The sequence below is a fragment of the Bradyrhizobium sp. genome (assembly GCF_028868675.1).
In the GTDB taxonomy this organism is placed as follows: domain Bacteria; phylum Pseudomonadota; class Alphaproteobacteria; order Rhizobiales; family Xanthobacteraceae; genus Bradyrhizobium.
The window spans coordinates 1-25,427 of sequence record NZ_JAGWUA010000047.1; the positions used below are offsets into that span (position 1 = coordinate 1).

The window sequence follows — 25,427 nt, forward strand, 5'->3', positions numbered from 1 at the left end:
CGAGGAGTGGGAACAGTGCGCGCTCGACGAGATCGCCCATCATTTCAGGGAGTGCAATCTTGCTTCCGCCAATCGGCACGCAGCCGCGGGCGAGACGCCTGCCGCCTACTGATACGTCGCCACGATGTCGGAGACCGCTCGCTCGAGCTGCTGGGCGGTGGCGCACTGGCGCACCACGCTGCAGAACGTCGCGTAGCGCGGCATCTCCGAATCGCCAAAGCCCCAGGTCATGCGTCCTTCCGGGTTGAGCCAGACCAGCCGCTTCGACCGCTCGGAGATGCGGCGCAGGATGTCGGCGCGGGGATCGAGATTGTTGCTGCGGGCATCGCCCAGCACGATCACGGTCGTCTGCGGCGTCAGCGTGCTCATGAACTCGTGCTCGAAATCGTCGAGCGAGGAGCCGTAGTCGGACGAGCCGAAGCCGACCTTGCTCATGATCTCGGCCATCGCGGCCTCGGGCGACTTGGATTCCAGGATGGCGCTGACCTCGATCAGGTGCGAGGAAAAGGCGAAGGAGCGGACGTCGTCGACCACCTCGTGCAGGGAGTGGATCAGGAGCAGGAAGAAGTCGGAGACTTTTGCGACCGAGCCGGAGACGTCGCAAAGCGCGACGATCTTCGGCCGGTCGCGATGCTTGCGCTTCCAGGCGGTGAGGAATGGCACGCTGCCCCAGGCGGCATTGCGGCGGAGCGTGCGGCGGACGTCGAGATGGCCGCGGCGCTGGCGCTTGCGCGGCTTGGAGTAGCGCTCGCGCAGGCGCCGCGCGATCTGGCGGATCAGTGCGCGCATCTGCTCGACCTGGCGCGGCTCGATGCGGGCGAGCGGCGCGTTGCGCAGGATCTCGTTGCGCAGATTCTCGGCCTCCTCGCGCGCGTAGAGCGCGAGCCCCTGATTGACGGTATCGCGGACCGCCTCGCGCAGGCCGTCGAGGGCGGCGCGCAGCCGTTCGGCGAGCGAGGGATTGGTCGCGGTCAAGTCGTCGAGGTCGTCGCGCAGCCGCTGCAGGCCCATGGCATCGAGGATGCGGCTGGAGAAGATGCCGCGCTGGGTCGAGTAGCGGATGTCGGACAGCGAGGCAGCGTTGGCGGCACCGGCGATCGCGGCCGCGATCGCATTACGATCCTGTGACAGCAGCATCTGCGCCAGTGGACCCAGGCCCTCGGCCGACTGGCTGCCGCCGGAATCGTTGGCGGCGTCGGGTTCGGCGCCGCGATCGGCGTCCTGCGGATCGCGGCCGTCGTCGGCCTCGAGCTGTTCCTGCTTCGGCTCCGGCGGGCTGAAGAACAGCTCGAACGTGTCGGCGAGCGCGAGCTTTTCGTCCTGCGTCTTGGCAAGCGTCAGCAGCAGTGTGTCGCGCAGGATGCCGCGGTCGCCGAAGCCGACCTTGGCCACCGCGCGCATCGCATCGATGCTTTCGGCGGGCGAGACCCGGACGCCCGCGCCCCGCGCCGCCCGAAAGAAGCGATGCAGGTTCTCGCGCATCGGGCTTACCCGAACACGTTGTGCCGTGCCGCCCTGGCGATGAAGGTCGAGACGTGCGGCTGCGCCGCCTCGATGTCGGCCTCGTATTTCAGGAGCACGTTGAGCGTGTCCTTGACGATCTCGGTGTCGAGCTCGCCCGCCTGCAGGAGCACCAGCACGCGCGCCCAGTCGATGGTCTCGCTGACCGACGGCAGCTTCTTCAGGTCGAGCGTGCGCAGCTCGTGGATGAAGCCGACCATCTGCCGACGCAGCATCTGCGAGATGCCGGGCACGCGGCTCTCGACGATGCGTTCCTCCAGCCGCTGCTCGGGGAAGCCGATATGCAGGTGCAGGCAGCGCCGCTTCAGGGCGTCGCCGAGGTCGCGCTCGCTGTTGGAGGTCAGGATCACGGTCGGCGGCGTGATGGCGGAAACGGTGCCGAGCTCGGGAATGGTGATTTGGAAGTCGGACAGGATTTCGAGGAGCAGGGATTCGAACTCGGCATCCGACTTGTCGATCTCGTCGACCAGCAGCACGCAGCCGCCGGGCTGCTCCAGCGCCTGCAGCAGCGGACGCGGCTCGACGAATTCCTTGGAGAAGAACACGTCGCCGAAATCATGGAGCTGACCGAGTGCTGCATGCAGCGTCTGAGCGCCGCCGAGCACCTCGCCGAGCTTGTCCTTGAGGATCTGGGTGTAGAGGAGCTGCTTGGCGTATTTCCACTCGTAGAGCGCCTTGGCCTCGTCCAGGCCCTCGTAGCATTGCAGGCGGATCATCTTCATGCCGCGCCAGGCGGCGATCGCCTTGGCAAGCTCGGTCTTGCCGACGCCCGCCGGGCCCTCGACCAGGATCGGCTTCTCGATCTGCTGCGACAAATAGACGGCGGTCGCGATCTGCCGGCTCGCGATGTAGCCCTGCGCGGCGAGGCCGCTCTCCACTGCCTCGATCGAGGTCGAGGCCTTCTGATCTGCCACGAAGGGGCGCTCCCGATGGTCGTGTTCGATAGCTGTTCTGCCCCCCTTGGCGGCAAAGAACAAGCCTCGTCTGGTCCGCATTTCCGGGAGGTCAAGGGCGCCTGACACGCAGGGCGGAACGTCGGCGCGGAGGAGCCGGATCGTGATCTACCTTTTCCCGTCCGGGCACCGTCATCGCTTCTTTCGAACAGACGAGGAACGGCCCTATTTGCCGAACGCTGTGACATTCATGTCAGCGATGTGTAGGGTAGCGGCAAACGAACACCTGTTTCGACGCCGGCGGAATTGCACCATGAAGGCTCTGATCGTCTTCGCCCATCCCGAGCAGAAGAGTTTCAATGGTGCGATGTTTGAGACCGCGGTCGAGACGCTTGGTGCGGCCGGGCATGAAGTTGCGACATCCGATCTCTACACCATGCAATTCAATCCGGTGTCCGGCCGGCACAACTTCCTGACGCTGAAGAACCCCGACTACTTCAAGCAGCAACTCGAGGAGCTTCACGCTACCGAGACCTACGGCTTCGCCGACGACCTCGAGCGCGAGATCACGAAGCTCGAATGGTGCGACCTGATGATCTGGCAGTTTCCGCTGTGGTGGTTCGGCCTTCCCGGCATGCTCAAGGGCTGGGTCGACCGGGTCTTTGCCATGGGGCGAACCTATGGCGGCGAGCGGCTCTATGCCAACGGCGTCTTCAAGGGCAAGCGCGCGATGCTGTCGCTGACCACCGGCGGTCCGCAGCAGGCCTATCCGAAGGGCGCCTTCAATGGCGACCTCGATGCCATCCTGCGGCCGATCCATCGCGGCATGTTGCAGTTCGTCGGCTTCGACGTGCTCGCGCCGCAGATCGTGTACGGCCCGGTTCGGCTGGACGAGGCGCAACGGACTGAGCTGCTTTCGGCCTATGCCGCCCGTCTCAACAAAATTGCCGAGGAAACGCCGCTTGATGTCGGCATCTACTGAGCTACGATCCGCAACCCCTCTCGCCACCGCGCCAATCCGAACAATAAGGGAGCAACGCCCATGACGCATGCCATACGTTTTCACAAGACCGGCGGTCCGGAAGTCCTGGTCTGGGAGCAGGTCGAAGTCGGCAAGCCCGGGCCCGGCGAGGCGCGCATCCGCCATACCGCGGTCGGCCTCAACTTCGTCGATATCTACAATCGCTCCGGGCTCTATCCGGCGCAGTTGCCGAGCGGGCTCGGCAGCGAAGCCGCCGGGATCGTCGAGGAGGTCGGGCCCGGTGTCACCGACCTGAAGCCGGGCGACCGCGTAGCCTACGGCGCCTCTCCGCTCGGCGCATATTCCGAGGTGCGGCTCATTCCCGCCGATCGCCTGCTGAAGCTGCCCGACGGCATCGACGACAAGACCGCAGCCGCGATGATGCTCAAGGGACTGACGACGCAGTACCTGATCCGTCAGACCTACCGGGTGAAGGCCGGCGACACCATCCTGCTGCATGCGGCGGCCGGCGGCGTCGGACTGATCCTGAGCCAGTGGGCCAAGCATCTCGGCGCAACCGTGATCGGCACCGTCAGCAACGACGAGAAGGCGAAGCTCGCCAGGGCGCACGGCTGCGACCATGTCATCATCTACACCCGCGAGGATTTCGTGAAGCGCGTCGACGAGATCACGGGCGGCAAGAAGGTGCCGGTGGTCTACGATTCCGTCGGCAAGGACACGTTCCTGAAATCGCTGGATTGCCTCGCGCCGCTCGGCGTCGCCGCGCTGTTCGGCCAGTCGTCGGGTGCCGTCGAGCCGCTCAATCTCGGCCTGCTCGCGCAGAAGGGCTCGCTCTACGTCACGCGCCCGACGCTGTTCACCTACGCCGCCAAGCGCGAAAACCTGGTGGCGATGGCGGGCGAGCTGTTCGCCGTGGTGAAATCCGGCGCGGTCAAGATCGAGGTGCATCAGACCTATGCACTGAAGGATGCGGCGAAGGCGCATGCCGACCTCGCCGCGCGCAAGACCACCGGATCGACCGTGCTGACGGTGTGACGAAGGCAAGCGCGTCGACGTCCGCTTCCGAGCGGGCGTCGACCGTGTCGGATTACGGCTGCCTGAAGCTCAAGAGCCGCCTGATCATTCGGATGTTGGCGGTGTCGACCATCTTGCCATCGACCGTGACCGCGGCCTGGCCGTTTCGTTCTGCCTCCTCGAGAGCGGCCATCACCCGCTCGGCGTAGGCAAGCTCGTCCGCGCTGGGGACGAACGCATCGCGCGTCGGCTCGATCTGGCTCGGATGGATCACCTGCTTGCCGTCAAAGCCCATCGCCGCGGCCTTCGCGGCCGACGCCGCGGTCATGACGGGATCGCGGAATGCTCCGCAAGGCCCGTCGATTGCGCGCAGGCCGAAGGCGCGCGCAGCGACCAGAAGCCGCATCATCGGGTAGGCGAAGAGATCGAGCGGCGTTTCCCGATGGCCTTCGGCCGCGCCGCCGACGAGCGTGTAGCCTGCAGGCGAGGCGCCGATCTCGGTGCTGCGGGCGCCGATCGAAGCCGCAAAATCGCCGACGCCAAAATGCAGCGCAGTCACGGAGGGAAGGGCCGCCAGCGCCTCGACATTCACGATCCCGCGCGCGGTCTCGATCAGGAGCTCCATCTCGACCGGCGCATCGCGCCCGCCGGCGGCGGCCGCCATGCAGCGGCCGGTCTCCACGACATCGCTCGCCTGCTCGGCCTTCGGGATGATGACGGCGTCGAGCCGTGCGAGCGAACCCAGGCGCTCGATCTCCTGCCCGATCGAGGGGCTGTCGAAGGCGTTCAATCGGACTGCGACGGTCTTGCGGCCCCAATCCAGCGTCGTCAGTGCAATCACCGCCGCTTCGAGCGCAGAGGCTTTCTCCGCAGCCGGGACGGCATCCTCGAGATCCAGAAAGACCGCATCGGCGCTGGAGGCAGCGGCGTTCTGCACGTGGCGCGTACGATGCGCAGGTACGGCGAGATAGGTGCGGGTCAGGCGCTGCACGGTCATCCCCTCGATGCTTCCTTCGGCGTGTCGAGGAGACCGAATTCGGCGAGGATCGCCTCGGTATGCTGACCGACGGCGGGTATGTCGCCCATGACCGGCTGGACGCCGGGAATGGTGATCGCCGGCAGAAAGCTCATCAGCGGTCCGTTGGGCGACCCCACCTTGCCGATGCGGTCGCGGGCATGAAGCTGCGGATGCCTGAGGAAGGCCTCGACATCGTTCATGCCGGCGTTGGCAATCGACGCGGCTTCGAGACGATCGAGGAGTTCGGCGGCGGAGAATCTTGCAAACCTCTGCTCGATCAGGGCTTCGAGCTCATCGCGATTCTGCATGCGTTGCGGATTGGTGTGGAAGCGCGGATCGCCGGCGAGCGGTGCATCCCCCAGCACCTGTTCGCAGAGCGCGAGCCATTCCCGTTCGTTCTGGATACCGAAAAAGACGACGCCGTCGCCGGTGCGAAAGGGACCATAGGGTGCGATCGTGGCGTGGCGCGTGCCGGTGCGGCGGAGCGGCTTGCCGGCACCTGCGGTGTAGTAGGCCGGATAGCTCATCCATTCCGTCATGGAATCGAACAGCGAAACCTCGAACGCCATTCCCTTGCCGGTGCGCTCGCGATTGAACAGCGCCATCAGCGCGCCGTTGGCGACGTACATTCCCGTCGCGGTGTCCGCGACGGCAAGGCCGCATTTCGCAGGCTGCTCCTCCGTGCCGTTGATCGACAGGAATCCGGCCTCGCACTGCACCAGCAGATCGTAGGCCTTTTTTCGGCCGTAGGGACCGCCGGTACCGTAGCCGGACACGTCGCAGGCGATCAGGCGCGGGAAGCGTCCGACCAGCGTGGCTGCGTCCAGGCCGAGCCGCTTCGCCGCGCCGGGCGCCAGGTTCTGGATAAAGATGTCGGTGTGGGGCAGAATGGCCGCGATTGCACGCTGGCCTTTCGCGCTCTTGACGTCGATCGCAAGACTTTCCTTGGAACGGTTGGTCCAGGCGAACTGGCTCGACATGCCGTTCATCACGTAGTCGTAATGCCGGCAAAAATCGCCCTTGTCGGGCCGCTCGATCTTGATGACGCGCGCGCCCCAGTCCGCCAGATGCCGGCTGGCCAGCGGGGCGGCGATGGCCTGCTCGAGCGAGACGACGGTAATGCCGGACAGCGGCAGGGCCGGCGGGTTCGGGTTCATGCGCGTCCTCCAGACGTTCTTTTGATCCGGTATAGCCGGTTGCACGAAGAAGCTGCAAACCGGGCGAGGCGGCTTCGCGGGCGCAGGAGGCCGAACGGTTCGCCGCTACGCCTGATGCTTGCGCAGGTCGCGGGCATGGTCGAAGTCGAGCGCCTGGATATCGATCCGGTCGGGCTCGATCTCGGGGAGGGCGGCTTCGGCCAGGATGTCCTCCGTCACGTCCTCGACCGAGGAGTCCGCAATCTCATGAATGAAACAGACGTTCCTGTATTCACCGGAAGCGACGCGGGAAACGACCTGCCGCCGGGTTACTTCCGGATCGACGATCGCCTCGCGGCCGCGCCGTCCATAGTCGATCATCACGACGAAATACCGCATCAGACGTGTCTCGATCCCGCCTCGGCCGTCGCGAGGCAGGATGCAGTATTTCCGATAAACGGAATTCCGTCAAGGTCAAAATTCTGAGAATCGAAAATTGGCTTCGGAGTCCGCCGCAGATCAAATTACTTGCCCTTGGATCCCTTGCGGCCCCGGGCCGACTTGGAGCGCAGGCGCTCGAGCTGTCCCTTGGGCATGCTGAGGCAGATCTCGCCGACCCATTCCAGCTTCACGCCGACGATCGGCTTGGCGTTGAAGCTGGTCAGGTTGACGACGGAGGGGGTCTTGCCCCGTTCGATGGTCTTCAGGTAGCGCTCTCCGGTCTTCAGCCGGACCACGGCCTCTTCGCCGTAGAAGCTCGACAGCGGATAGCGCTGGTCCTTGTAGACGACGATCACGTCGCCGCTCTCATATTTGGGCAGCATCGAATCGCCCATCACCTCGAAAGCAACGGTCTCCTCCATGATCGGGAAGGGCAGGGCGACGTCGCCGAGCCCCTCGGGGGGAACCTGCTCGTAGTCCGGCTCGATCACGGCGCCGGCGCCGACCCGACCCATGATCGGCGCGAGATTGAGCTCGAGATACTCCATGATGGGCAGAATTTCCGAGGCCTTGACCAAGCGCTCGCCACCGAGGATTTCCGACACCGCGCCCGGACGCACGCCCATGGCTTCGGCGAGGCCGCCCTTGCTCTTGCCCGTCCGCTTCAGGCCCCGTTCGATCATCGCAACGTCCAGCATGGTGATTCCCTCGGTTGGCCATGGTTACGTCCTTCTAATCCGAAATTCTGAAATGAAGCAATTACGAAATACAGAATTTTCTCTTGACTTTTGATTCGGAATATCGGAATGTCCGATGTGCCACGGGCGTGCATGGCCCGTGGCGCAGAACAAGGCAGACACGATGGAACCCAGTACCTGGCCGCCGGAGCACTCCGGCGCGCTGTGCAACTATTTCGCCAAGGGAATGTCATTCTCGGAAATCGCAAGACGGATTAACGCCAGGTTTGGAACGACTTACACGCGGAACGCGGTGCTTGGTCGAGCTAGGCGGATGGGCCTTGGCGTGCTCCCGCCGCCGGCCTGCCCGCCGCTCGCGCCGTCCCTGCCCGGCAGTCCCGGATCGACCCGGCCGTGGCCCCAGCCGCTCCCGGTCCGGCCGCCCAAATCGGCCTTCGTGCCGGCGAAACCAGTGAAATTGCGCTGTGTCGGCATCCGGCCGCGGCTGATTTCGTTGCTGGAACTCGGGCCGGAGGACTGCCGCTACCCCTATGGCGGCGACAAGGAGGGGGAGGACATTTCCTTCTGCGGCCATCCGCGGTGCTCCGGCTCGAGCTACTGCGCGCCACATCGTCGCCTCACCACCGGCCCCGACACGGCGCCACGACCGGCCGCACGGCCCGTCGTGCTGAGGCTTGTCGCCTGACGAGCCGATCGGCACCGCGGAGCGACGACACCAGCCCGTTTCAAAACCCCGATTCCGCAAGGAGTATCCAGGTGGCACGCGTCAAGCGCAGCAAATCCGATCGGCTGACGAAAACCTACGACCGGCGGTCGCACGACCTGCCGCTCAATGTCGAAGTGGCGCAAGTCGAGGTCGATAACCCGCTGGCGCTCGATCCGGGAGAGAGGATCGTGGCCCTGCGGTCGATCCGCCACGATCCGCTCGGGCGGCTGCATTCCCATCATCAGATCGACGAGGCGCAGTACCGCGGCGGCCGCGCCTTCCAGAGCGACTGGGAGCGGGCGGAGCGCGGGCCGCAGGCGGTCGATCCGACGCGGGAATATGTCGATGGCGTGCCAGCCCGCGAGGCCGTGACCGAGAGCCAGCGCGAGGCGGTGCTGCGACTGAATCGCATCGAGCGCGAGCTCGGCGTCGACGGCGCCGGGCTGGTGCGCGATGTGCTGGTCCTCGGGCTCACCATGGACCAGATCGGCGAGCGCCGCGCCGTGCGCAGCCAGCGCTGGCGCGACTATTTCGCGAAGCGGCTGCACGAATGCCTGGATCGGCTGGCGCTGATCTACGGATTTGCCACGGAAGCAGCACCTCCGCCCCAGGACTCGGGCCGCTGAGACTCCAGGCGCTGAAGGTGGGCGCGTCGGCGCCTGGTCGCTGCGGCCTATGGGTGCGGGACGATCTGGTACTGTGTTGCGTAGGGCTCGACTCGAAGCGAGGAATTGGCCAGCAAGCCGATCCTGGCGGTCGGCGTCTGCTGCAACTCGCCGCCCGTGCCGCGGTGGACATTGTACTGCCACACCGTGAGGTCGCCTTTCTGAGCGAGCGCATGGGCCACCGCGCTGGCATCGTTGCCGCCGAGCGCCTGGAGTTCTTCGGCGCTGAGCCCGATCACGATTTCGTCCTTGACGGTGACGATCTTGAACAGGTTCATCCTGGCCTCCTGCGCCGATGCGCCGTGTATGGAAACAAAAGCGAGCAGGGCAAGCGCGGCGCCCTTGACGAGATCGCAGCGAGACATCATCCAATCTTCCTCTGGTGCTGACGCGCGCCCCGATCGTCGAGAGAGGTCAGCCATGGCGCCCGTGATCCGTGTGGCCGTATCGCACGGGCCTTGGTCGCATGCTGCCGCCGGGCGGTTCACGCCACCGGGGAGCAACGCCGCCGCTCTCGATCCGGACCTATCGGCGTTCGACAGGGTGATCCGGATAGACCGGCTCGCGGTGCACCTCGGTGCCCGACTGGTCGAGGACGCTGATCGTCAATCGTCGGTCCTGGACGCGGCGCTCGGCGCGCAGGCGTTGCGCGAGATCCTTGCTGTGGGCGATGGCGTCCGCCGGCGAGGAAAACTGGAGGCCTCGCCGGTCGCGGGTGGGAACGCCATCCTTCAAATCGAAATAATATGTCTGCATCGCGATCACTTTGGTCTGTTCATGTTCGAAAGCAAAGCGCGCCGCATCGCATTGACGTCGATCAAGGCGGCAAGCGGCGAAAATGCCGCCGCTTCCGGCCGCGGAGCGCGCGTATTCCCGTTCCCGGGAATTACGGGAAGAGAGTATTTCCGCTTCGGAGCCGAGGCTTGCTGGAAGAGTTGTTCCTTGGCATAATTGCAACCTGTCGAGTGGATCGAGCGGTTTGAGGCCGAGCCGCTTGTCGGCGCGGGGCGCTGTCCTGGTCATAAGGTGCGAGATGAAGAACGTCAATTTCGCGGGTGAACTGCACCTGAAGCTGGGAGCGCCCTCGAGGCAGACGATCGAAAGTCTGCGGCTTCTGCGAGCCTTTCTCAAACTCGAACCCCGCCAGCGTTTCGAAGTCATCAGGCTGGTCGAGGATCTCGCGACAGAAGACCTGATTTCCGATCACCCCCTGTCCTGAACCGAACGGCACGACCGCGGGTCGGGCTGGCGGACGGAGACGACCGAGCGGCGCCGTCGCGCGCCGGTGTGCCTAGGACGTCATCCGGGAATTGTGATATTCAGTCACGGAAAACGGAGGACGCCGACATGATCGAACCCAAACTCGAAGTTCCGGCCGAATTGCGTGACCTGGCCGAGAAAACGATCGACCAGGCCGAAAAGGCATTCGGTCTGTTCTTCGAGGCGGCCACCAAATCGATGTCGTCGGTGCCGGGGACCGGCTCGGAGGTCTCCAAACAGGCGCTTGCCTTCACCGAGCAGAACATGAAGTCGGCCTTCGAGCACGCGCGCAAGCTCGTTCACGCCACCGATATTCAGGAAGCCATGCGCATCCAGTCGGAATTCCTCAGGAGCCAGTTCACCAGCGCCGGCGACCATATGCGCCAGATGACCGGCAGCCTGATGCCGACCGGGAAGGGCAAGTCCTGATTTGCGGCCAGGCTCGCATCGCCCGAACTAGGCTAACGCAGCGACCCGATATAGGCCGCGATGTCGGCGGCTTCGCTTCGGCTCAAGGGAAAATTCGGCATCTTCGGATGCGGGTCGAGCAGGAAGAAGGCGAGCTTCTCCGCGCTGAAGTCGGGCTTGCGCGCAATCGTCGTAAAGGCCGGGACGTCGGCGCTGGCCTGCTTCTGATCGCTGGTCACGACATGACAACCCGCGCACCAGCGCTTGGCGAGATCGGCGCCGTGATTGGCGTCAGCGGCGAACGCCGCCGACCCGCATACGCTTGCGGCCAGCGCAAGCAAAACCGAAAAGCTCTTCACATACGCGCGCATTGGCCTTCCCTGAACCACCTGTTCCGCAACGGGCCGCGATCAGCCGCAGCACGATCCCGGAAATTGCGAGAGATCGATGCGGGCGACGACCGACCGGACCAGCTTGCGGGCGGAGCGACAGACACGACGGACGAATTCCGGCGCTCTCGCCACGGGCAGCTTAAGGCTTTCGGCGTAGTGCGACAATTGCTTCTCCGGCGCCTGACGGCGATCTTTCTCGCGCGGCCGGCCACAGGCCGCCTTGATCTGCCGCAAGGCGGCCTGGTTAGTAGTCGGCGGGGTTCATGATCATCGGGCTCGTCGTATCGGCCGGCGCCAGCGCGCTGCTCGCGGTGCTGCGCAGGAACCGATCGAGCGTCGCCTGGATCTTTTCCTTCACCGAATCGGGGCCGCGGTCGCTCAGCTCGGTGTGCTGGGCTCCGGTATTGATGATGTCGATGCCGCGGGACCTCGCCTGTTCGGGCGTCGGCAGCACGCCGGGATCGGTCACGAAATTCGGGTCCTTGGAACGGAACGACAGGATCTTCAGGCGGTCGCTGAGCACGAAGGGCACACGCAGATTGTCGAGCGTGATCACCTTCGACACCATCTCCGGATGTTGCTTGGCCACGTACATCGAGACGTCGCCGCCGTTCGAGTGGCCGACCAGCGTGACGTGGTCGTAGTCGGCTTCCGGCTGCAGCTTCCTGAGCTTGCCCAGCACGAACAGGATGTTGGCCTCGCAGCGCATGTAGACCTGCTGGCGGCCGACATAGGGCGCGCCGACGACGGTCATCAGGGGCGGATCGCTCGGCAGGTCCTGCTGGATGCTGGCAACGAGATAGCCGCGCGCGGCGAGCGCGTTGGCGAGGAACGAGTACTCGGTGTTGCGCACCGTGTTGCCGTTGCTGATGACGGCGACCGGAAGTTTCCAGAGGTCGAGATCGGCCTTGGCCTGGTAATCGCGCCGGACGGCGAGATCGACCGAGATCGGACGCTGACGGGAGGCATCGAAGAAGCCCAGCGTCTCGTGACGAATGGCGAACTTGCTGACCACGACGTATTCGCCGGCGGCAAGGACGCAAAGGAAAGTCAGGATCGCAAAAGCCCTCTTCATCGCTTCATCCCGATTGCTTTTAACAAAACATGGTGATGAGGAACGTGCCGGTCGAGCGATCGTGAGGGGCCGGCAGGATTAAATTTGGGAAAGCTTGCGGCAGCGGGCGCAGGGAATCGGCGGTCTTCGGCGTGTGCACCGCAGTACAAATGTCAGCTAGAGGCAGCGACCCGTGCCGCGCTGCGGGCAGAGCTTCATCGCGCTCGAAAGAGTGAACAGGAAGCGCGCGTCGCGTCGCGAGTTGTCGGGCGCCCGGTGGCTGAGCGGAAAGGCCACGCCGAGATCGGCCTGCAGGTCGTCCCACAGGAACAGGCGAATGCCGGCGCCGGCCGAGGTCAGCGCTAGGCCGTCGCCCAGGCGATAACCGTCGTTCCAGACCGCGCCCGCCTCGGTGAAGCCGTACAGCTGATAGCCGCTCCAGTAGCGGTAATTGAGCCGCTGGTCGAAGCGCAGTTCGAACGAGCCGGCGAGCCCGTTGTCGCCGCTGATCTCGGCCGCGCCATAGCCGCGGCCGAACGCCGCTCCGCCGAGATAGAATTGCTGCGACGTGTACAGCGGCCCGGACGCCGTCTGACTGGCCGCGGAGATCTTCACCGACCAGGCGTCGGTCAGCGTCTGGTAGCGCGCGAACCAGAAGTTCAGGACCGAGAAGTTCGGCGCGGCGCCGTCGCGCGACACGAAATCGTCGCCGAAATGGGATGCGCCGAAGATGTCGAGTCCCTGTCGGTAGGTCAACGTCACGTAGTTGGTGCCGCCGAACCGATCCTGCAGTCGGTAGTCCGAAGTCAGGCTCGCGATCCTGATATGGTCGTTGTACCACGGACCGAATACGTCGCGCTCGGACACGTTGCTGAAGGCTGCGGCGGCCGTCAGCGTGAGCGTCGACGATTGCGATTGCAGGGGCACGATGCTGCCCTTGAGTTCGATCGCCTCCGTCCGCGTCACGTCGTTGTAGAGGCGCCGGATGTCGCCCGGCCGCGCCTCGCTGTAGACCGCGGCGACGCCGATGCGGGCGCCGTCGATCCCGACGGGCGTGTCGTAGAACAGGCGACCGAAGCCCAACTCGCGCGGATCGTTGGCGATGGTGGAGAGATTGAGACCCAACGTGTCGCCCGGTCGCAGGTAGGAGTTGAACGCCCCCGTCGCGTAGGTCTGCCAGGGGCCGACCGACGAAGAGCCGAGATTATCCAGGCCGAACGACGTGTAGATGTGCCAGGTCTTGAGGAAGACGACGAGGCGAAACCGGCCGCTCGCCTCGCCGATTTCCTCGAGCGCGGTGTCGGTGATCCGGACGCCGGGCGTGCCGTTGATCAGATACAGCTGGCGTTCGAGCGTTGCCAGTCGTGACGGATGCTCGGCGAGGACCGGATCGAGCATCGGCCGGACGCCGAACTGCTCGGCGCCGTCGCCCTTCAACTCGGTCGCGACGATGCTGCCCTCGATCACCCGGATATGAACGTGTCCATCCTGGATATCCTGCGGCGGCACGATCGCCCGGCTCAGGTGGAAGCCGGCGGCGCGATAGGCGTCGCCGATCGCACCGGCGATCGTGGCGAGGTCGGCTTGGGAAACCATGCGGCCGAGATAGGCCTGGTAGGCCGCGACGATCCGCTCGTGCGATATCGCTCGAGCGCCATGAACGACGATGCCGCGGAGGATGAATTGCGGCCTGGTGTCGGCGCCCGTCTCGGGTCGGGCGAGTGTCGGTAGTCTTACGGAGCTGCGGGTGTGCCCGGCCTGCTCGGTTTGTGACTCGAAATACTTCTCGGTCTGCCGGGGGTCGAAGCCGGGCTGGTTCGCCTGTTGCGCGAAGGCGTACGAAATTCCTGTAAAAGTAAACGAGAAAAGTATTATAGAAGTATGAAAATACCGTCGTCGTAGGAGTGGCCTCCTCCTGCTACCGGAGTTCAACGGTAGCTTGCCACCGACCTGCAAAGGGATTGTTAGCCACATGATTTTTCATAGTTTTTTATGGTCAACGTTTGGTTAATGCGGCCGCATTTGCAGCCGGGCGGCAGCTAATCCTATCTTGAAACATTTCCGGTAAGCCTCAGGGCCAGCTGTAAAGCGGACTGAGGAGTCCATCATGTTCGGTAGCGTTGGAATGCGGCGCGCTTTGTTGGCGGCGCTGGTACTGGGAACAGCCTCGAGCGCATCGGCCGCCGATGACGGAATCTGGTCGGTCAGCAAGGCGTCAGGCGACGTCTGGATCGCGACCGAAGGCGTCCAGCAAACGTCCCTGAAGCAGGACGAGACCCTCAAGCCCGGCGACACCATCCGCACCGGACGCAACGGACGTGTGCTGCTCGTTCGCGGCGAAGAGACGATTATGATCGCGCCAAATTCGGTGGTCGGAGTACCGGCCGAGAAGAAGGATGGGCTCTCGACCACGATCCTGCAGCAGGCGGGCTCGATCCTGCTCGAAGTCGAGAAGCGCAACGTCAAGCATTTCGAGGTCGAAACGCCCTATCTTGCCGCCGTCGTCAAGGGAACGCGGTTCAGCGTCACCGTGAATGCCGGCAGCACCCGGGTCGGCGTGCTCCGGGGCCAGGTCGAGGTCTCCGACTTCAGGACCGGCCAGATCGCCCAGGTGATGCCCGGCCAGGCGGCCACGGCGTTCGAGCATGGCAAGCCAGGTCTCAGCCTGAGCGGCTCCGGCAGCTTCAACCCGATCGAACAGGGCAAGCCGCGCGCATCGTCGATCGAGCCCATTCGGGTGCCGAAATCGGGACTGTCCGCTCCGCGCGACGCCTCGAACGGCCGCGCCTTCCATGCGCTCAATCGCGTCGACAAGGCGGCCGGCGGATCGACCTCCAGGCCGTCCGCGGTGCGGATCTCCGGCGCGCTCGGCGAAGTCAAGGTGAACTTCCATAAGGTCACGCATGGGCTCGCGCGTGGATCATCGGTCCCTCCCGGTGCGGTGAGGAACGCATCCAACGCGAACGCCGATACCGTCTGGAGCGACACGCGAGCGAGCACGACCACTACCACGACCAATTCAAATACCGCCGGTCAGACCGCAGCCGCGCTTAGCGTCGGTGCGACGAGCGCGGCGTCATCGAGCGGCGCTGTTGCTGCTGCGGTGGCGGGATCGTCGAGCGACTATGCCGGCAACTCCGGCAACGGCAACGGCAATGGCAATGGCAACGGCCAGGGCAATGGCAACAGCGGAGCCACCGGTAACGGCAAAGGCAACAATGGTAACGGCAACGGCAATGGCGGCGGCAACGGGAGCAACGGTCAGGGCAACGCTTACGGGCGCAGCAAGCACTAGCGCCTGAGGCCATTGCGTCGTCGAGGGGAGCACGGCCCGGCCTGGCGCCGGCCGTGCAGGGGGACAAGGTGAAGGGCTATCGGCCGCATATTCTGGTCGTGACCGCGCTGGCTGTCGTGTTGTCCACGGGATGGCACGGCGCGCTCCGCAACGCGCTCACGGACTTGCGCTTCGGCTGGCAGCAGCGCGAAGCCAGCGGAAACATCGTCGTTGTCGGCATCGATGCGCCGTCGATCGACCGGATCGGCGTATGGCCCTGGCCGCGGCGGTTGCATGCCGAACTGTTGCAACGGCTCGAGAGCGCGGGCGTCCAGGATGTCGCCTTCGACGTCGATTTCAGTTCGCCGTCCGACGAAGCATCCGACCAGGCGTTCGTGGAGGCCCTGCGTGAGGCCGGCGGCTCGACCATTCTGCCTTCGTTCAAGCAGCCCGCGCCGAACGGCGCCGGGCTTCACGTCAATCGCCCGCTGAGGCAGTTCGCCGACCAGGCCTGGTCGGCACTGGTGAACGTCACGGTGGAGCCTGACGGACTCGTTCGCCGATATCCGTTCGGCGAGAGGATCGGCGACGCCTTCCTGCCGTCGATGTCCGCGGTTCTGGCCGGGCACTACAGCAATCGAAGCGCGCCCTTCCTGATCGATTTCGGCATCCGCGCGGCCTCGATCCCGCGCGTGTCCTTTGTCGACGTCCTGCGCGGCGACGCCGCCACGCTCGCCGGACTGAAAGACAGGAAGGTCATCGTCGGGGCAACGGCGCTCGAACTCGGCGACCGCGTCAGTGTGCCGAACGGCGTCATCGCCTCTGGGCCGGTTCTCCAGGCGCTCGCGGCAGAATCGATCCTGCAGCATCGGACGCTACGCTGGACCTCCGACACGGGCATGGTGCCCGGTCTGTTCCTGCTGTGCCTGCTGATGGTGGCGTCATGGCGTCGCTTTGGTCCCGGCGTCCGGGTCGCGATGCTCGTCACGATGGGCGCAGCCGTGGAGCTCGGTGCGAACTTCGTGCAGTCGAATTGGCCGCTCGTGATCGACACGTCGCTATTCCACATCGCCGTCGTCGTCTATCTTGCCGCGATCGCACTCGACGAAATCGACTTCCGCGGCCTGTTGAGCCGTATCGCCGAAAGGCGCTTTCATCGTATCGCGATGTCGCTCGGCGACGGCCTGGTGTGCACCGACGAGGCCCACAGGATCACGGTGTGGAATCCCGGCGCGAGCGCGATCTTCGGCTACATGCGGGCCGAGATGATCGGCCGCCCCTTCGAAACGTTGTGCGCAGCGCGCAGCGACGGTCGCACGCCGGGCTTTTCGATGCAGGACGCCACACGCCAGGCGCTCTTAGTTCCCGGCGGAGCCGTCGTCGTCGAGTTCGAGGGATTGCGCAAGAACGGCGAGATATTCCCGGTCGAAGCGAGCTTCTCCGGCTGGCAGGGCACCGACGGATTCCAGTACGGCGCGATCCTGCGCGACATCTCGGTGCGCAAGCGCGAGGCCGAGCGCATCAGATATCTCGCCGAACATGATTCCCTGACCGGTCTCGCCAATCGCAACACCCTGCATGCGGGATTGCTCGGCCTGATTGCTGCGGCGGAGCGGCGGTCCGGCGAGGTCGCGCTTCTCGTGCTCGGGCTCGACGGCTTCCAGCAGATCAACGACATGCTCGGTCATGCCGCCGGCGACCTCGTGCTCCGCGCGGTGGCCGCGCGCCTGCGCGCCGAAGCGGGCGAGAAGGCGATCGTCGCGCGATTGAGCGGAGACGAATTCGTCGTCGCGCTCGATTGCGCCGAGGCGGGCGAACCGATCGTGCAACTCGCCGAGCGCATCATCCGCGCGTTCGATCGGCCACTCGCCGCCGGCACGCGCCAGCACCGCATCAGGGTCAGTATCGGCGTCGCCGTCCATCCCGAGGGCGGGCACAATGCCGACGAGCTTCTCAGCAACGGGCATCTCGCATTGTGCCGGGCCAAGGCGACGCGCCGCGGCCGCCACGTGGTCTTCGAAAACGCCATCCGGCAGGAGCTGGAGAACAGGCTGACGCTGGAGAGCGAGCTTGCACTGGCCGCCGATCGCCACGAGTTCGAACTGTTCTACCAGCCGCAGGTCCGCCTGGTGGACGCATCGCTGGCCGGCGCCGAGGCGCTCATCCGCTGGCGGCATCCCGAGCGCGGCTACGTGTCGCCCCGCGAGTTCATGCCGGTGGTCAATACCTCGGCGCTGTCGGAGCGGATCGCGAGCTGGGTCATGGAGACAGCCTGCAGGCAGGCACGAGCCTGGGAGCTGTCCGGCCACCCCGTCCGCGTCGCCGTCAATCTGTCGCCCTCGCAACTGCATTCGGGCGATCTCGCCCGAGCCGTTTCGGAGCTGCTCGAAGCCACCGGGCTCACGCCTTCGCTGCTCGAGCTCGAGGTCACCGAGGACATCCTGCTGCTCGACGAGGCGCGGGTGCTCGACATGTTCAAGCGGATTCAGGATCTCGGCGTCCGCGTCGTGTTCGACGACTTCGGAACCGGTTACGCGAGCCTCAGCTATCTGAAGAAGCTTCCGCTGGACGGACTGAAGATCGACAGATCGTTCGTGCTCGGCTTGCTCGCCGATCCGGACGACGCGGCGATCGTCGGCTCGACCATCGGGCTGAGCAAGCAGCTCGGCCTGTCCGTCATCGCCGAAGGCATCGAGAATCGCGCCACGGCCGATTTCCTGGTCCGCATGGGCTGCGAGGAGGGACAGGGCTACTTCTTCGGCCGCCCGATGCAGGCCGACGCGTTCGAGCAGCGCTTCATGGCGTCACAGCCGTCGCGCGCGGCGGTCGGAGCCGCCTGAGCCCGGCCCGCAGCCATAAAGACAAATCCCTCCGAATCGGTATCATGGAGCCAGAACGCCCGTCGTGTGGGGCTCAATGCGATCGTGACGAACTATCAGTCGGAGTTGGCCAAGGCCGGGTCGCCGCACGGTCTGAAGGGATATCGCGACCTGCGGCTGGACGCCTGTCGCGGCCTTGCGCTGTGGTTCATCTTCATCGACCACATCCCCGACAATTCGCTGGCGTGGCTGACGTTGCGCAACTACGGCTTCAGCGACACTACCGAGGTATTCTTCTTCGTGTCCGGCTATACCTGCATGCTGGCCTATGGGGGAGCCTTGGCCGAGCAAGGCTGGCTCACGATCATTGCGCGGGCCGTCCGGCGCAGCCTCGAGATCTATTGCGCGTTCCTGCTGCTGTTCGTCGCTTATATCGCGCTGATCTGGCTGGTCGGCGGCGGCGAGGGATATACCGGCGAGACCAATACCGCCTTCTTCTTCAGGGATCCGGGACCGGCCGTGTTTCACGCGCTGATGCTGCAATATACGCCGGTCAACACCGACGTCCTTCCGACCTTCGTGCTATTGCACCTCGGGTTTCCCGTGCTGCTGTGGGTTCTGCTGCGGGCCCCTGCGGTCGCGCTGGCGGGGTCATTCGTGCTGTATCTGATGGTCCAGCGCTATAGCTGGCACGTGCCGGCGTGGCCGACCGGCGAATTGTACTTCAATCCCTTCGCGTTCCAGCTCCTGTTCGTGTTCGGCGCCTGGTACGCGGGCGGAGGGACGAAGGTCATCCGGCCTTTGGTGCAGTCGCACGCCACCCTGTTCGTCGCGGTCCTTTATCTGTCGTTCAGCCTGGTCTTCACATTGAGCTGGGAAATCGACATCCTGAAGTCGCTGATTCCGGAAGGCGTCAACAAGCTGATCTACCCGATCTACAAGAGCCATCTCGCGCCGGTCCGCCTGCTGCACTTCCTCGCGCTGGCCGTGGTGGTTTCGCGGCTGACGCCGTCGGAGTGGCGAGGCCCGATGCGACCGCTCGTGATTGCGATGATTCGCTGCGGGGAGAACTCCCTGTCGATGTACTGTTTCGGCGTGCTGCTCTCCTTTGCGGGCATGGTCATCATGACCGAGGTGTCCGAAAGTTTTGCCGCACAACTCGCGGTCAGCATTGCGGGGGTGGTCGCGATGATCGTGGCGGCGACCTTGGCGACATGGGAGGCCCAGCTCGACCGTCGCGGGCCGAAGCTGTTCTGACCTCAGCGCCGGCGCGCGATCGCCGCTCCGAGCAGGAAGGCGATGAGCAGGCTGGTGAGAGGCGCCTCGCGCGTGATTGCGGCGACGGTTGCGAGCGGCCTGCCGGGCTTGCGGGCTTCCTCGATGGCGGCGGTCAGGCGGTCCACGGCCGCGTGCAGGCCTCCCGTGACCTCGCCGAACGTACGGGAGACGTCGATCGCGGTATCGATGGCGCGCTCGGCCATCCCGGGCTGGGTGGCAGGCTCCGGCGAGTCCGTGTTCACGGGAGGTCTCCATGTTGCGTGCAACGGGGCCGGCACCTTTGGCTATCCCTGCGGCGCTCGTTTTGAACAGCGGGTCGGACGACCTTTGGCTATCCGCGACAGGCGCCGTTGTGAACGGCGGGTGCCGGCCTCATCTGAAGAATGCGGAGCCGGGGCGTTGGTTCCGGAGACCCGGACCGATCGGGCAGGAACTGCGACGATGCGTTCGCCGCTTTCTTGCGCCCATCACCGCAAAATGACGGATGCGAATCTCTGTTAGGTTGCGACGTCAGGACCGGAGCCGTCGTTCCAGGAGAGGGCCGTGACCGATCGGACCAACTGCCAAGAGGGTCGGCGCATCGCGCTGCTCGGCGCTCCCATCGACATGGGGGCCTCGCAGCGCGGCACGCTGATGGGGCCGGCCGCGCTCAGGACCGCCGGCCTTGCGACGTTGCTCGAAGGCCTCGGCCTGACGGTTGAGGATCATGGCGATCTGTCGATTGCCGGTATCGCCGATCGCGCGGACGATCCGCCCGCCAGGGCAAATCACTACAGGGAAATCCAGCGCTGGACCGGCGCACTGAGCCGCCGCGGTTATGAGATCGCCCGAAGCGGGGCGATCCCGATCTTTCTGGGTGGCGACCACTCGTTGTCGATGGGCTCGGTCAACGCCATGGCCCGGCATTGGCAGGAGTGCGGCCGTGAGCTGTTCGTGCTGTGGCTCGACGCGCATGCGGACTACAACACGCCCGCGACCACGATCACGGCCAACATGCACGGCATGTCGGCCGCGTTCCTGTGCGGCGAGCCGGGGCTCGAGGGCCTGCTCGGCGAGGAGCCGCGCGCCTCCATCGCGCCCGACAGGCTCGAACTGTTCGGAACGCGCTCGATCGACAGGCTGGAAAGGGATCTCATGCGGACGCGCCGGATCAGGGTCGCCGACATGCGGGAGATCGACGAGTTCGGCGTTGCCGTCCTGATTCGGCGTTTCGTCGAGCGGGTGAAGGAACGCGACGGCGTGCTGCATGTGAGCTTCGACGTCGATTTCCTGGATCCGTGCGTCGCGCCCGGCGTCGGCACCACGGTGCCGGGCGGAGCGACCTATCGCGAGGCGCATCTCATCATGGAACTGCTGCACGACAGCGGGCTGGTCCGCTCGGTCGACATCGTCGAGCTCAATCCGTTTCTGGATGAGCGCGGCCGCACGGCGCGCACGGCCGTCGAACTGATCGGCAGCCTGTTCGGGCAGCAGATCACCGACCGGACGACGCCCAGCAATGCGATCGCGCCCGGCGAGTAGGCGGCCGCATCGCCGCCTGCATGGAGCCGAGACGAAGGCCTGCTCAGCCCTTGCGGCCGTAGTTGAGGAGTCCGCCGGTCGTCTTCGGCGGATGCGCGCGCAGCGCCTCCTCGTTCGGCTCGGTGCCCCAGCCGGGCCGATCCGGAATGACGAGGTGGCCGTTCTGGATCTCCGGCTCGTGGGTGAACAGCTCGTGGTCGAAGGACAGGCGGTCGATGTCGATCTCCATGATGCGTAGGTTCGGCACGGCGGCGCAGAAATGCGCGTTCATCATCGAGCAGAGATGGCCGTAGAAATTGTGCGGGGCGACGTTGACCTCGAAGGCGTCCGCGGCGTTTGCGATCTTCATCGACTGCCAGACGCCGTTCCACGGCGTGTCGATGATCGCGACATCCATCGCCTGCTCGCGGAAATACGGCAGGAATTCGCGCAAGCCGAGCAGCGTCTCGCAGGACGAGATCGGGTGCGGGCTCTGCCTGCGGATGTAGCCGAGCGCCTCCGGATTGAAGCTGTCGATCTCGACCCAGAACATGTCGATGTCGGCGATCTCACGCAGAATCTTCAGGTAGCCTTCGGTCTTGGCGTTGAAGTTGCAGTCGAGCAGGATGTCGACGTCCGGGCCGGCGCCGTCGCGGATGGCCTCGAGATGCATGTGCAGGTCGCGCAGGACCTTGCGGTCGACGTTGATCTCGGGCGCGAAGGGCGAGCCGAAGCCGGGCCGCCAGCCCGTCGGCTTGCCGTCGTCGTAGGAGAAGATGTTGGTCTTGAGGGCGGTGAATTTCTTCTCGCGCACCTCGCGGCCGATCGCCTTGACGCCGTCGAGGTTCTTGATCGGCGGCTTGTACCAGGCCGGATGATTGATGCGCCAGGTGGCGCAGTGCGACCAGTAGACCCGGACGCGGTCGCGGATCTTGCCGCCGAGCAGCTCGTAGCAGGGCACGCCCAGAAGCTTCGCCTTGGCGTCGAGCAGCGCGTTCTCGATCGCGCCGAGCGCCTGTGCCACCACGCCGCCGGCCGCCGGGCGGGTCGCAGCGAACAGCTCGGCATGGATGCGCTCGTGCTGGAACACGTTCTGGCCGATCACGCGGGCCGACAGGCGCTGGATCGCGGCCCCGACCCCGGGCGAGCCGAACCCCTCGTCGAATTCGCTCCAGCCGACGGCGCCATCTTCCGTGGTCAGCTTGACGAAATGATAGTTTCGCCAGCCGGCGTCGCAGGCAAGGATTTCGAGACCCGTTGCTCTTGATGATGTCGTCATGTCGCTCCCTGGCGGCCCCGTCGGACCTTCTCGGTCTCATGGTCCGGTCGCAATCGCGGCAACCGGCCCGTACAGGAAACTTGTTAAGCCAACGGGGCATCGGAGTGAAGCGCGGGACGACGGATTGGCCGGCGCCGGCGCGTCTCGAACATGGGAAAACCGGCGGCAACGGTTCGAAATAGCCACGATCTTTCCCGGGATCGTCCCGAAAATGCACCAGTCGCTGACGTTTTTGGCCACAATCGGAACCGACCCTCAAATCATGAAGACGTTGGCCATCATCTCGCTTTTGGCGCTGCTCACGATCAGTGGGGCCGCCATTTCCGATCAGCTTCTCACGGCCGACCAGCAAATCGCGCAACGGGTGGACTAGGCGCGGCTCGCACGGCCGCGCTGTCTTGGGGGATGACAGCGATGCTTTCCGTAGACCAGTTTCTCAGGCTGATCAGCGTGCCCGCCGTATTCGCGGCGTTCGTGATCGCATCTCAGATCTCGGCGGCGCTGACGCCAGCCTGAGCCGGCCGTCGCAGCCTCCCGACCGCACAATCCCTCAGGTCGCGCGAATGCGCCGCAGATGGCGGCGGCTAGCGCACGCTGACGAACATGCCCCAGGCGGCGGCCAGACCCGCGCCCGCGAGCACGATCATGGGATTGTCGCAGAACGCGCTGCCATAGGTGCACACGCTGACGCCGAACGAGCCGATTTCATGATGGCCGGCGGAGTAGAACAGCCCCGACAGCCCAAGCAATGCGACGGCGACGAAATACATTCGTCATCTCCTTCTGCTCGGAACGCGGTTGCGCCGCAACATGGCGCGATTGCATTTTTCTGATTTACCAAAATATCGGTTGACCCGTCGGGCAAATCAGGGGTATATTGGCACGATCGGAATTTCCAAAAGCTCGCGGCCGCCTTCAGTCGGTCGCGGGCATTTTCATGTCCGAATGATCCCGCAAAGAGATTTCATTCCGCCGAATCCGGACTGTCGCATTCGGATAAAATGCGACGCATTGCCCGCCACAGGTCACGGAGGAACCGCCCAACGGTACGAAGCCGCCGGTCGGGCCTCATTGGCTGCTTGATTATGTTCTCGTTATGTTCTACGGTCGGTTGCTACTTCTGCGAGAACAGGTCGTCGGGTCTGACAGATGCCGGGCTTCGATTGCGACCGCTTCGTCAATCGAGGCGACCGAAAAAACAGGGAGCAGGACCGACGATGAGCAATCCACTGGCTCTTGTTCTGTTGGAGAAACCCGTAACGCCCGACATGTCCGCGGTTACCCGGGCCCTTCACGCGCGACATCCGGAGTTGCGGACCGAATTCGGTGGCCGAGAGGACCAAAGTCCGGCGGGCTCGCCGCTCATTCGCTGCGGCGACCACCTCGTTGCCGTCATGTCGATGCCAGCGCCCATTCCGGAGGATGCGGGCCTGTGGTCACGCACTACGACGACCTGGCCGGACGGCAAGATGGTGGCGGCGCGGCATCGTGGTCACCTCATTGTCTCGGCCCTTGGCCAAGGTGAAAAGCGGCTGCCGGCGGCACGCACCAGCACTGCCGTCGTCGGTGCACTGATCGCTGCCATCCCCGAATGTTGCGGCGTGGTGTGGGACGCCAAAGTCGCGCGGCCGGCAAGACTCTGGCTGGACATGTCCCGTCAGTCCTTTGCGCCGTTTCCCGATTATCCGTTCACGCTCTGGGTGGATATCCTGCCGTTCCGTACAGAGACGGGGATCGGCGCGGTGACGATGGGTCTGTCGGCGTTCGCCGGACGCGAGATCGAATTCGAGACTGAGAAGCTCACGCTTCGGGCGATGCTCGACAAGGTCGCCGGGCTTGCTGCCTATCTGGTCGAGCACGGCCCGGTCGTCTCCGATGGCGACACGATCGGCTCGAGCGAAACGGAGCGGTTCACGGTTCGGCACATGACGTCTCCACAATTCTCCGGACTTCCGGTGCTGTTTGTGAGCGCAGCTACAGCATAGGGAAGAAGCTTGGAAAAGCGCTCAGGTGCGTGCTTCCGGAAGCAGAGTTTAACTGCGATAAGGTTCCATCATGGGCAGCCCAGAACCAACGTCCTCTGTGCGGAGGCGCAAGCGCAAGTTTTACGAGATGGGGTTCAACTGGCGCAGCAAGGGAAGCTGCGAGTTCGTAAATTGGAACGTGCTGATTGGCCCGTATGCGATTCATGCGCCGCGTTCCCGAGGGTTTTCGAAATTCCCCGAGAAGCCACTGCTTGTTGTCGATAAGAAGAAGGGACTTCCGCCAGACATGATGCAGCTTGACGCCTATTGGCTCATTTCCGACCGAATGAAGTTGCTGCTGGAGACTGTCGATCCTGACGGCTTTGACTTCCTGGACTGTGACGTCCGGCTTCCTGACGGGAAACCGGGGCCGGGCTATTGGTTTTGCGACGTGGTCCGCGTTGTCGAGGCGATCGATGAGACGCGATCACGCATGAACATCGGACACCATCAGAAGACGGGTATCAAATTCTACCATCTCGGTAATGCCGATCTCAAGTTTCGCGAAGATTTTCCTCGCGACGTTCATGTGTTCCGCGATGTCCTCCTCGATTCGTATGTCTTCTGTGACCAGGAATTGAAGGATGCCTGCAAGCTTGCTAGCCTAAGAGGCCTGAAGTTTCGGGACGCTTCCAAACCTCTGTGAGGCCGGTGAGTCGGCCATCGTAACGGGATTGCTGCTCGGTCGTGGAGGCTGAACTGGGACTCATTCCGGTCGACCGTCTCGCAAGCCGTCCTCTGTCAGCGTCGGATTGACGAAGCCACCTCTGGTGGATCGTTTCTTCCTCGCTTCTTTCCGCGCACCACAATTAGCTGACTAGCTCGCCCCGCAACGTTCTCGCGGCCATCGCGCTCGCGTCGACCTGCATTTGCGCCAGAGCTTGAGCTCACGACCCAAGCTGATCGATAGCCGGGGCAGAACAATGTCATTGCTGCAAGATCACCACATTATCCCGGAGAATTTTGCCTCCAATGATGTGATTCGCTCTCTCACCGAACTTCACCTGTTCGATATTCAAGCTTCGCGCAACAGAATCTATTTGCCGGCGGACAGGCAACTTGCCT

At 64.5% G+C, this 25,427-nt stretch carries 28 protein-coding genes; 14 read left to right on the forward strand and 14 right to left on the reverse strand.

The window, feature by feature from the left end:
- Positions 1-105: 105 nt before the first annotated feature.
- Together KGM94_RS08850 and KGM94_RS08855 are read right to left on the reverse strand one after the other, a co-directional pair.
- The gene (locus tag KGM94_RS08850; RefSeq protein ID WP_300257027.1) at positions 106-1,482 is read right to left on the reverse strand and encodes a VWA domain-containing protein; all 1,377 of its coding nucleotides are present in this window, start codon (positions 1,480-1,482) and stop codon (positions 106-108) included.
- Between the two features lie 5 nt (positions 1,483-1,487).
- On the reverse strand, positions 1,488-2,435 hold the full coding sequence (locus tag KGM94_RS08855; protein WP_300257030.1) for a MoxR family ATPase: 948 nt from the start codon (positions 2,433-2,435) through the stop codon (positions 1,488-1,490).
- 292 nt (positions 2,436-2,727) lie between these two features.
- Here KGM94_RS08855 and KGM94_RS08860 point away from each other — a divergent pair, with 292 nt between their 5' ends.
- Both KGM94_RS08860 and KGM94_RS08865 read left to right on the forward strand, forming a co-directional pair.
- Positions 2,728-3,396 carry an NAD(P)H-dependent oxidoreductase gene (locus tag KGM94_RS08860; protein ID WP_300257033.1) on the forward strand — a complete coding sequence of 223 codons (669 nt, stop codon included), beginning with the start codon at positions 2,728-2,730 and terminating at the stop codon, positions 3,394-3,396.
- A gap of 60 nt (positions 3,397-3,456) precedes the next feature.
- Positions 3,457-4,431, forward strand: coding sequence for a quinone oxidoreductase (locus KGM94_RS08865; RefSeq protein WP_300257036.1), 975 nt, complete (start codon positions 3,457-3,459; stop codon positions 4,429-4,431).
- A gap of 52 nt (positions 4,432-4,483) precedes the next feature.
- On the opposite strand, the gene KGM94_RS08870 is transcribed toward KGM94_RS08865, so the two are convergent.
- The 4 genes from KGM94_RS08870 to KGM94_RS08885 form a co-directional block, all read right to left on the reverse strand.
- On the reverse strand, positions 4,484-5,407 hold the full coding sequence (locus KGM94_RS08870) for a CoA ester lyase (RefSeq protein WP_300257039.1): 924 nt from the start codon (positions 5,405-5,407) through the stop codon (positions 4,484-4,486).
- Positions 5,404-6,585: a CaiB/BaiF CoA-transferase family protein gene (locus tag KGM94_RS08875; RefSeq protein WP_300257042.1), complete on the reverse strand. Its 1,182-nt coding sequence runs from the start codon at positions 6,583-6,585 to the stop codon at positions 5,404-5,406. The genes KGM94_RS08870 and KGM94_RS08875 overlap by 4 nt, the downstream gene beginning before the upstream one ends.
- 105 nt (positions 6,586-6,690) lie before the next feature.
- Positions 6,691-6,963, reverse strand: a complete 273-nt coding sequence (locus tag KGM94_RS08880) for a hypothetical protein (RefSeq protein ID WP_300257045.1) — start codon at positions 6,961-6,963, stop codon at positions 6,691-6,693.
- 125 nt (positions 6,964-7,088) lie between these two features.
- A complete protein-coding gene (locus tag KGM94_RS08885) occupies positions 7,089-7,703 on the reverse strand; it encodes a S24 family peptidase (protein ID WP_300257048.1) in 615 nt (204 codons plus the stop codon).
- Between the two features lie 226 nt (positions 7,704-7,929).
- On the opposite strand from KGM94_RS08885, the gene KGM94_RS08890 reads away from it, so the two are divergent.
- Both KGM94_RS08890 and KGM94_RS08895 read left to right on the forward strand, forming a co-directional pair.
- Entirely contained in the window at positions 7,930-8,388 is a 459-nt protein-coding gene (locus KGM94_RS08890; protein WP_366526224.1) for a GcrA family cell cycle regulator, read from the forward strand.
- Positions 8,389-8,459: 71 nt separating this feature from the next.
- On the forward strand, positions 8,460-9,035 hold the full coding sequence (locus KGM94_RS08895) for a hypothetical protein (protein WP_300257051.1): 576 nt from the start codon (positions 8,460-8,462) through the stop codon (positions 9,033-9,035).
- Positions 9,036-9,082: 47 nt separating this feature from the next.
- Here KGM94_RS08895 and KGM94_RS08900 read toward each other — a convergent pair whose 3' ends face one another.
- Positions 9,083-9,442 (reverse strand): hypothetical protein, encoded by a 360-nt coding sequence (locus tag KGM94_RS08900; protein WP_300257054.1) that lies wholly within the window; start codon positions 9,440-9,442, stop codon positions 9,083-9,085.
- Positions 9,443-9,494: 52 nt separating this feature from the next.
- Between KGM94_RS08900 and KGM94_RS25280 the strand changes: the two genes are divergently transcribed.
- From KGM94_RS25280 to KGM94_RS08915, 3 genes are all read left to right on the forward strand, one after another.
- A complete protein-coding gene (locus KGM94_RS25280) occupies positions 9,495-10,025 on the forward strand; it encodes a hypothetical protein (protein WP_366526223.1) in 531 nt (176 codons plus the stop codon).
- Positions 10,026-10,107: 82 nt separating this feature from the next.
- Complete coding sequence (locus tag KGM94_RS08910; RefSeq protein ID WP_300257057.1) at positions 10,108-10,293, forward strand: hypothetical protein; 186 nt, start codon at positions 10,108-10,110, stop codon at positions 10,291-10,293.
- A gap of 128 nt (positions 10,294-10,421) precedes the next feature.
- The gene (locus tag KGM94_RS08915) at positions 10,422-10,763 is read left to right on the forward strand and encodes a phasin (protein WP_300257060.1); all 342 of its coding nucleotides are present in this window, start codon (positions 10,422-10,424) and stop codon (positions 10,761-10,763) included.
- A gap of 32 nt (positions 10,764-10,795) precedes the next feature.
- Here the strand turns inward: KGM94_RS08915 and KGM94_RS08920 are convergent, their stop codons facing one another.
- The 4 genes from KGM94_RS08920 to KGM94_RS08935 form a co-directional block, all read right to left on the reverse strand.
- Complete coding sequence (locus tag KGM94_RS08920) at positions 10,796-11,113, reverse strand: cytochrome c (protein ID WP_300257063.1); 318 nt, start codon at positions 11,111-11,113, stop codon at positions 10,796-10,798.
- Between the two features lie 39 nt (positions 11,114-11,152).
- Positions 11,153-11,368 carry a hypothetical protein gene (locus KGM94_RS08925; RefSeq protein WP_300257065.1) on the reverse strand — a complete coding sequence of 72 codons (216 nt, stop codon included), beginning with the start codon at positions 11,366-11,368 and terminating at the stop codon, positions 11,153-11,155.
- Positions 11,369-11,378: 10 nt separating this feature from the next.
- A complete protein-coding gene (locus KGM94_RS08930; protein ID WP_300257067.1) occupies positions 11,379-12,209 on the reverse strand; it encodes an alpha/beta hydrolase in 831 nt (276 codons plus the stop codon).
- A 156-nt stretch (positions 12,210-12,365) separates the two neighbouring features.
- Complete coding sequence (locus KGM94_RS08935) at positions 12,366-14,162, reverse strand: POTRA domain-containing protein (RefSeq protein ID WP_300257070.1); 1,797 nt, start codon at positions 14,160-14,162, stop codon at positions 12,366-12,368.
- A gap of 133 nt (positions 14,163-14,295) precedes the next feature.
- Here KGM94_RS08935 and KGM94_RS08940 point away from each other — a divergent pair, with 133 nt between their 5' ends.
- From KGM94_RS08940 to KGM94_RS08950, 3 genes are all read left to right on the forward strand, one after another.
- Positions 14,296-15,483, forward strand: coding sequence for a FecR family protein (locus tag KGM94_RS08940; RefSeq protein WP_300257073.1), 1,188 nt, complete (start codon positions 14,296-14,298; stop codon positions 15,481-15,483).
- A gap of 68 nt (positions 15,484-15,551) precedes the next feature.
- A complete protein-coding gene (locus KGM94_RS08945; protein ID WP_300257106.1) occupies positions 15,552-18,302 on the forward strand; it encodes an EAL domain-containing protein in 2,751 nt (916 codons plus the stop codon).
- A gap of 84 nt (positions 18,303-18,386) precedes the next feature.
- Positions 18,387-19,538, forward strand: coding sequence for an OpgC domain-containing protein (locus KGM94_RS08950; RefSeq protein WP_300257076.1), 1,152 nt, complete (start codon positions 18,387-18,389; stop codon positions 19,536-19,538).
- Positions 19,539-19,540: 2 nt separating this feature from the next.
- Here KGM94_RS08950 and KGM94_RS08955 read toward each other — a convergent pair whose 3' ends face one another.
- Positions 19,541-19,801 carry a hypothetical protein gene (locus tag KGM94_RS08955; protein ID WP_300257079.1) on the reverse strand — a complete coding sequence of 87 codons (261 nt, stop codon included), beginning with the start codon at positions 19,799-19,801 and terminating at the stop codon, positions 19,541-19,543.
- A gap of 301 nt (positions 19,802-20,102) precedes the next feature.
- Here KGM94_RS08955 and rocF point away from each other — a divergent pair, with 301 nt between their 5' ends.
- Positions 20,103-21,080: an arginase gene (gene rocF, locus KGM94_RS08960; RefSeq protein WP_300257082.1), complete on the forward strand. Its 978-nt coding sequence runs from the start codon at positions 20,103-20,105 to the stop codon at positions 21,078-21,080.
- 43 nt (positions 21,081-21,123) lie between these two features.
- On the opposite strand, the gene KGM94_RS08965 is transcribed toward rocF, so the two are convergent.
- Positions 21,124-22,338 carry a mandelate racemase/muconate lactonizing enzyme family protein gene (locus KGM94_RS08965; RefSeq protein ID WP_300257085.1) on the reverse strand — a complete coding sequence of 405 codons (1,215 nt, stop codon included), beginning with the start codon at positions 22,336-22,338 and terminating at the stop codon, positions 21,124-21,126.
- A gap of 124 nt (positions 22,339-22,462) precedes the next feature.
- Between KGM94_RS08965 and KGM94_RS08970 the strand changes: the two genes are divergently transcribed.
- Positions 22,463-22,711, forward strand: a complete 249-nt coding sequence (locus KGM94_RS08970) for a hypothetical protein (RefSeq protein ID WP_300257088.1) — start codon at positions 22,463-22,465, stop codon at positions 22,709-22,711.
- Between the two features lie 211 nt (positions 22,712-22,922).
- Here KGM94_RS08970 and KGM94_RS08975 read toward each other — a convergent pair whose 3' ends face one another.
- Entirely contained in the window at positions 22,923-23,108 is a 186-nt protein-coding gene (locus KGM94_RS08975) for a hypothetical protein (protein WP_300257091.1), read from the reverse strand.
- A 447-nt stretch (positions 23,109-23,555) separates the two neighbouring features.
- Here KGM94_RS08975 and KGM94_RS08980 point away from each other — a divergent pair, with 447 nt between their 5' ends.
- Entirely contained in the window at positions 23,556-24,323 is a 768-nt protein-coding gene (locus tag KGM94_RS08980) for a DUF4261 domain-containing protein (protein WP_300257093.1), read from the forward strand.
- A 70-nt stretch (positions 24,324-24,393) separates the two neighbouring features.
- The gene (locus KGM94_RS08985; protein WP_300257096.1) at positions 24,394-25,008 is read left to right on the forward strand and encodes a DUF1629 domain-containing protein; all 615 of its coding nucleotides are present in this window, start codon (positions 24,394-24,396) and stop codon (positions 25,006-25,008) included.
- Positions 25,009-25,427 lie beyond the last annotated feature (419 nt).